6 protein-coding genes are annotated in these 5,879 nt (G+C 72.8%); 2 read left to right on the top strand and 4 right to left on the bottom strand.

Translation table 11 applies throughout. The annotated features are described in order from the left end of the window. Nucleotides 1-694: small ribosomal subunit Rsm22 family protein (locus tag G3I41_RS18400; protein ID WP_164401315.1), on the top strand; the 694-nt coding region annotated here is incomplete at its 5' end. Between the two features lie 217 nt (nt 695-911). On the opposite strand, the gene ddaH is transcribed toward G3I41_RS18400, so the two are convergent. Continuing rightward, nucleotides 912-1,742, bottom strand: coding sequence for a dimethylargininase (gene ddaH, locus G3I41_RS18405; RefSeq protein WP_203601284.1), 831 nt, complete (start codon nt 1,740-1,742; stop codon nt 912-914). A 317-nt stretch (nt 1,743-2,059) separates the two neighbouring features. On the opposite strand from ddaH, the gene G3I41_RS18410 reads away from it, so the two are divergent. Then, nucleotides 2,060-2,806, top strand: a complete 747-nt coding sequence (locus G3I41_RS18410) for a bifunctional DNA primase/polymerase (RefSeq protein ID WP_164401316.1) — start codon at nt 2,060-2,062, stop codon at nt 2,804-2,806. A gap of 53 nt (nt 2,807-2,859) precedes the next feature. On the opposite strand, the gene G3I41_RS18415 is transcribed toward G3I41_RS18410, so the two are convergent. From G3I41_RS18415 to efeB, 3 genes are all read right to left on the bottom strand, one after another. After that, a complete protein-coding gene (locus G3I41_RS18415; protein WP_164401320.1) occupies nt 2,860-3,762 on the bottom strand; it encodes a hypothetical protein in 903 nt (300 codons plus the stop codon). Then, complete coding sequence (gene efeU, locus G3I41_RS18420) at nt 3,713-4,681, bottom strand: iron uptake transporter permease EfeU (RefSeq protein ID WP_164401317.1); 969 nt, start codon at nt 4,679-4,681, stop codon at nt 3,713-3,715. Before efeU ends, G3I41_RS18415 begins: the two co-directional genes overlap by 50 nt. 30 nt (nt 4,682-4,711) lie before the next feature. After that, a partial coding sequence (gene efeB / locus G3I41_RS18425) for an iron uptake transporter deferrochelatase/peroxidase subunit (protein ID WP_164401318.1) occupies nt 4,712-5,879 on the bottom strand: 1,168 nt, incomplete at its 5' end.

Below are 5,879 nucleotides of genomic sequence, written 5' to 3' on the forward strand. Positions count from 1 at the left end.
GGCCGTCGCGGGGGAGTGGGAGGGCCACCGCACCACCGTCCTGGACTGGGCCGAGCCCGCGCTCGCCCTCGGCCGCGAACTGGCCGCGGGCGGCCCGGACGCCCTGCGCACCGCCGACTGGCGGCGGGCCCGCATCGGCGAGGACCTCGACCTCGCCCCGGCGGACCTGGTCACGATCTCCTACGTGCTCAACGAGCTGACCGGCCCGGCCCGCACCGCGCTCATCGACGCCGCCGCCGCGGCCGGCCAGGCCGTCGTGGTCGTCGAGGCCGGCACCCCGGGCGGCTACGCCCGGATCATCGAGGCCCGCGACCGCCTGATCGCCGCCGGGTTGACCGTCGCCGCGCCCTGCCCGCACAGCGGCGCCTGTCCCATCGAGCCGGGCACCGACTGGTGCCACTTCTCGGCCCGGGTCAGCCGCTCCTCGCTGCACCGGCAGGTGAAGGGCGGCTCACTGGCGTACGAGGACGAGAAGTTCAGCTACGTCGTCGCCACCCGGTTCACGCCCCTGCCCGTGGCCGCCCGGGTCGTCCGCAGGCCCCAGATCCGCAAGGGGCAGGTGCTCCTCGACCTCTGCACCCGCGACGAGGGCCTGCGCCGGGACACGGTCACCAAGCGGCACGGCGTCCTGTACCGCGCCGCCCGGGGCACCGACTGGGGCGACGCCTGGCCGCCCCCGGAGGACGCCGCCTAGGGCGTGTTTCGAAAGTAGCGCCGTCCGCCCGTAGGGCGGGTCCGGCGGCGTCTGGTGCGTGCGATCGCAAGGCGGAGGGTCGCCCCGATACTGGTTGTATCGGGGTGATCCCGACAACGCGGCGAGCGTGCGTGCCAGGCGTCGCCGGACAGGCGGGACTTTCGAAACACGGCCTAGGGGCTGTCGGGCCCACGAAGGTCCGCCGGACAGCGGTGCCCTAGCCGTTCGGCTCCCGGCCGCGCAGTTCCTGCGTACAGCACTTCACGCTGCCGCCGCCCTTCAGCAGCTCGCTCAGGTCCATCGGCACCGGCTCGAAGCCCCGCGCCCGGAGCGGGTCGAACAGCCCCGTCGCGGCCTGGGGCAGCAGGACGTGGAGCCCGTCGCTCACCGCGTTCAGGCCGAGCGCCGCCGCGTCCGCCTCCCGGGCGATCAGCGCGTCCGGGAAGAGCCGCGCGAGGACCGCCCGGCTGCCCGGCGAGAAGGCCGGCGGGTAGTACATGACCTCGTCGGCCGCGTCGTCGAGCACGCACAGGGCCGTGTCGAGGTGGTAGTAGCGCGGGTCCACCAGGTCGAGGCCGATCACCGGGCGCCCGAAGAACTCCTGCGCCTCCGCGTGCGAGAGCGGCGACGACCGGAACCCGCGGCCCGCCAGCACGTACGAGACGGTCACCGCGAAGTCGCCCTCGCCCTCGTTGACGTGGTCCGGCTCATGGACCTCGGTGAAGCCGTGGCCGAGGAACCAGTCGCGATGGGCGGCCGCCTCCTCGAACCGTTCCCGGTACGCGAAGCGGGCGCCCAGCACCCGGCCGTCGATCACCGTGGCCCCGTTCGCCGCGAAGACCATGTCCGGCAGGTCGGGGCGCGGCTCCAGCAGGTCGACGGTGTGGCCGAGGGCGCGGTAGCGGTCGCGCAGGTCCTCCCACTGGGTCTGCGCCAGCGGCAGGTCGACCGGCTTGGTGGGATCCATCCAGGGATTGATGGAATACGTCACCCGGAAGTGGGAAGGGGCACACATCAGGTAGTGCCGGGGCGTGGCTTCACGAGGCAACTGAGGCTCCTCACGAATCGTCGCGGCGGCTGGTGGCCGCCGCGGCCGGTGCGTCGCACGGGTGTGTGCGTGAGCTCATGGTGCGCCGTACGGGGCCCCGGCGCTGTGGTCCGAACGGGTGGTTCGCGCGGACGCGGGCCCCGGGCGCGTGACGCGGCCCCGCCGGGACCGCTCGGCACACGGGCTTTTTCATGACAAAGCATGTGATAGTGCCCTCCGTGCGGCATCGGCCGTCCCACCCCGCTTCCGGACTCTGGCCACCCGAGGCGCAGGATGGTGGGACCATGGGCAGGGGCAACGCAAAGGCAAGGGGATAGATGGGCGCCGATTTCGGCCGTAATCGCGGCTCAGAGAGCAAGATTTCCCAGTGGCTGCGGCGACGACCCAAACCGCAGCGGCACGAGGTCGACGAGACCGCACGGGAGGCGCTGCTCCTGGCCGTCGCCGAGGCCGGAATGCCGATCGCACCCGCCGCCCACCCGGTCGGCTACCGGTGTTCGTGCGAACGCATCGGCTGCCCCACCCCGGCCCGTCATCCGCTCTCCTTCGCCTGGCAGACGCAGTCCACCACCGACCGCGCCCAGATCGAGCGCTGGGCCCGCAGCCAGCCGCAGGCCAACTTCATCACCGCGACCGGCATGATCCACGACGTCCTGGACGTCCCGCTGGCCGCCGGCGAGCAGGCCCTCGAACGGCTCCTCGCCGCCGGGGTCGAGGTCGGCCCGGTGGCCCGCTCCGGCGACGACCGGATGCTGTTCTTCACCGCGACCCGCGGCACCCCGGAGGACGAGGACGAGTGGTGGCCGTGCGAGCTGGACTGCCACCCCGAAACGATGGACGAGCACCCCGGCCTGCGCTGGCACTGCCGCGGCAGCTACGTCCTGCTGCCCCCGGCCCAGCTCCCCGGTGAGCTGGACGTCGCCTGGCTGCGCGGCCCCGAGCACCCGCTGCCGGACCCGCTGACGCTCCTGGAGACGCTGACCGACGCCTGCGCGCGGTTCGTCGGCTCCGAGGGTCAGAGCGAGGTCGACCACGAATCGGTGGCCTGGCCGTTGCGCCGGTAGCCGGTAGCCGGTAGCCGGTAGCCGGTAGCCGGGACCGGGGGCCTTCGCGGCCTTTACGAGCCCTCCGCCGAGGTCAGCCCGGGCAGCCGGCTGAGCACGGACACCTTGCCGGTGCCGGCGCCCTTCTTCGGCACGTACACCAGCTGACTGGAGACCCGCTCCTTGGTCAGCGTGCTCTTCACCTCTCCGGTGAGCAGCGCCTCCACATCGGGGTCGACCGCCGGGCGCAGCCCCCGGGCGGCGGTCTGCCGCTCGAAATGCCTGCTGCTGAAGAAGACCAGCGCCCCGCCGTCCTCGGTGGCCAGCCCCAACGGGGCGTACGCACCGGCGTCCAGCGCCTGGTCGGCGTACTGGTACGAGAACCCGGCCCGCCGGGTGTTCAGCCGCGCCTCCCGCCACTGCGAGGTGGCCGCCCCCGGGGCGAAGACGTCCGGGGTGCCCTTCTGGAGGTACTGCGCGTACCGCGTGCCGAGATCGCGCGGCGCGACGGCCAGACCCGGTCCTTCGGCCGCGACCGGTGCGGCGTCCTTCGCGAGGGCGGGCAGCCGGTCCGGTGCGACGACCGACAGATAGGCGGCCTTCCAGCCCGCGTCGGGGCCGGTCTTCGTGAACGCCAGCAGCCAGCGGCTGTCCCGTTCGCCCTCTTCCGTCTCGCGGTTGGAGTCCGTGTCGGCGAGGAACCAGCGCGGCCAGCCCGCCTTCTCCGGGATGACGAAACGGGCGTCGGTCAGCTCCAGCGGCCGGTGCCGGGAGTTGCCGGTGGGCGCTATCCGGTGCCGGGCCCTCAGCCCCGCCTGGTTGATGGCGCCGAGCGAGCCCGTCACCACGTCCGCGTCCAGCGCCGGATCGTACGCCTTGTCGGCGGCGTTGTACGCGGCGGTGAAGTCCTTCAGGGCCCGGGCGGCCTCAGCCCTCGTCGCCGCCGGTACGACTGCCCGCTCGCCGTGCACCGTCACGCACCCGCTCGCCGTCAGGCTCAGCACCGTCGCCACCGCGAGCCCCGCCACCCGCCGCACCGGCCCCAGACTTCCCATCCGCTGCTTTCCGCGCCTTCTGATCCGTCGCCACTGACCGTCCGAACCCTACCGGGGACAGGAACAGCGCGAGGGCCGGGACGAGATACAGCGCCCAGACGGTGAGTTGGAGGACGGTGGGGTCGGGCTGGAAGTTGAACGTGCCCTTCAGCAGCGTCCCGTACCAGCTGTCCGGCGGGATCGTCGAGCTGATGTCGAACGCCCGGTTCCGCAGACCGCCCAGGAACTCCGCCTCCTGGAGGTCGTGCACGCCGTACGCCAGCACACCCGCGGCGACGACCACCAGCATTCCGCCGGTCCAGGTGAAGAACTTCGCCAGGTTGATCTTGAGCGCGCCCCGGTAGAACAGCCAGCCCAGCACCACCGCGGCGGCGATCCCGAGGACCGCGCCGATCATCGGGTGCCAGCCGTCGTCCGCCGCGTGCACCGCCCGCCACACGAACAGCGAGGTCTCCAGGCCCTCCCGCCCGACCGCCAGGAGCGCGGTCGCGACGAGCGCGCCGGTGCCCATGGCGAGCGCGGCGTCCAGCTTGCCGTGCAGCTCCGCCTTGAGGTGGCGGGCGGTCCGCCGCATCCAGAAGACCATCCACGTCACCAGGCCCACCGAGACGATGGACAGCGAACCGCCCAGCGCCTCCTGCGCCTTGAACGTCATCTCCTGCGAGCCGAACTCCAGCCCGGCGCCGAAGCCCAGGCTGACGACGACCGCGATCGACACACCGATCCAGATCGGCGCCAGCCGGTCGCGGTTGCCGGTCTTCACCAGGTACGCGATGAGGATGCAGACGACCAGGCTGGCCTCAAGCCCTTCGCGCAGCCCGATCAGGAAGTTGCTGAACACGTCTCGGTTCCCTTTCCGCTTCGAGTCCCGTTACGAGAACAGCGCCCGGCCCCACCAGTCGTCCTTGTCGCGGACGCCCGGCGGGACGGCGAAGTGCGCCGAACCCACGTGCTGGATGTACTCGTTGAGTGCGTCGTGTGCCGCCAGGCGTCGTTGCAGGGGAACGAACGCCTTGCGGGTGTCGCGTTGGTAGGCGAGGAAGAACAGCCCCGCGTCGAGCCGGCCGAGGCCGTCGGTGCCGTCCGTGAAGGAGTAGCCCCGGCGCAGGATCATCGCCCCGTCGTTGCTGTCCGGGTGCGCGAGGCGGACGTGCGCGGTCGGCAGCATGGCCTTCAGGAACGGCTCGTCGCGCTCCTTCGCCTTGCCGACCGGGGCACCCTCGCCCTTGTCGCGGCCGAAGACGTCCTCCTGCTCCTGCAGCGGGGCGCGGTCCCAGGTCTCGATGTGCATCCGGATGCGCCGGGCCACCAGGTACGAGCCCCCGGTCATCCAGCCGGGGCCGTCGCCTTCCCCGACCCACACATGCGCGCCGAGGGTGGCCGTGTCGGTGCCGGAGATGTTCCGGGTGCCGTCCTTGAAGCCCAGCATGTTGCGCGGGGTCTGGGCGTCCGGAGTGGTCGAGGACGTCTTGCCGAAGCCCAGCTGCGACCAGCGGATCGCGGTACGCCCCATGCCGATCCTGGCGAGGTTGCGGATGGCGTGCACGGCGACCTGCGGGTCGTCCGCGCACGCCTGGACGCACAGGTCGCCACCGCTGCGGGCCTTGTCGAGGTTGTCGCCGGGGAACTTCGGCAGGTCCACCAGCGCCTCGGGACGCCGGTCCGCCAGCCCGAACCGGTCCTTCGCGAACAGCGAGGGCCCGAAGCCGACGGTCAGCGTCAGCCGCGACGGCTTCAGCCCCAGCGCCTCGCCGGTGTCGTCCGGCGGCGCCTCGGGCAGGCCGCCGTACGCCCCGTCGCCGACCGCGTGCCCGGCGGTCATCCGCTCGGCCGCGCGGGTCCACTCCTTGAGCAGCGCGACCAGTTCGGCCCGGTCCTTCGTCGTCACGTCGAACGCGGCGAAGTGCAGCCGGTCCTGGACGGCGGTGGCGATACCGGCCTGGTGCGCGCCGTGGAACGGCACGGCGGCGCCGCTGTCCGCGGCCGTGGTCCGGCCGCCGTCGTCGGAGCGGGCCGCGGCGACGCCCACCCCGGCGGCC

It is taken from the genome of Streptomyces sp. SID9727, from assembly GCF_010550605.1.
GTDB lineage: Bacteria > Actinomycetota > Actinomycetes > Streptomycetales > Streptomycetaceae > Streptomyces.

Excerpts from the sequence above, each read along its gene's own strand:
- G3I41_RS18410 (WP_164401316.1), top strand. The coding sequence starts at position 2,060 with ATGGGCGCCGATTTCGGCCGTAATCGCGGCTCAGAGAGCAAGATTTCC.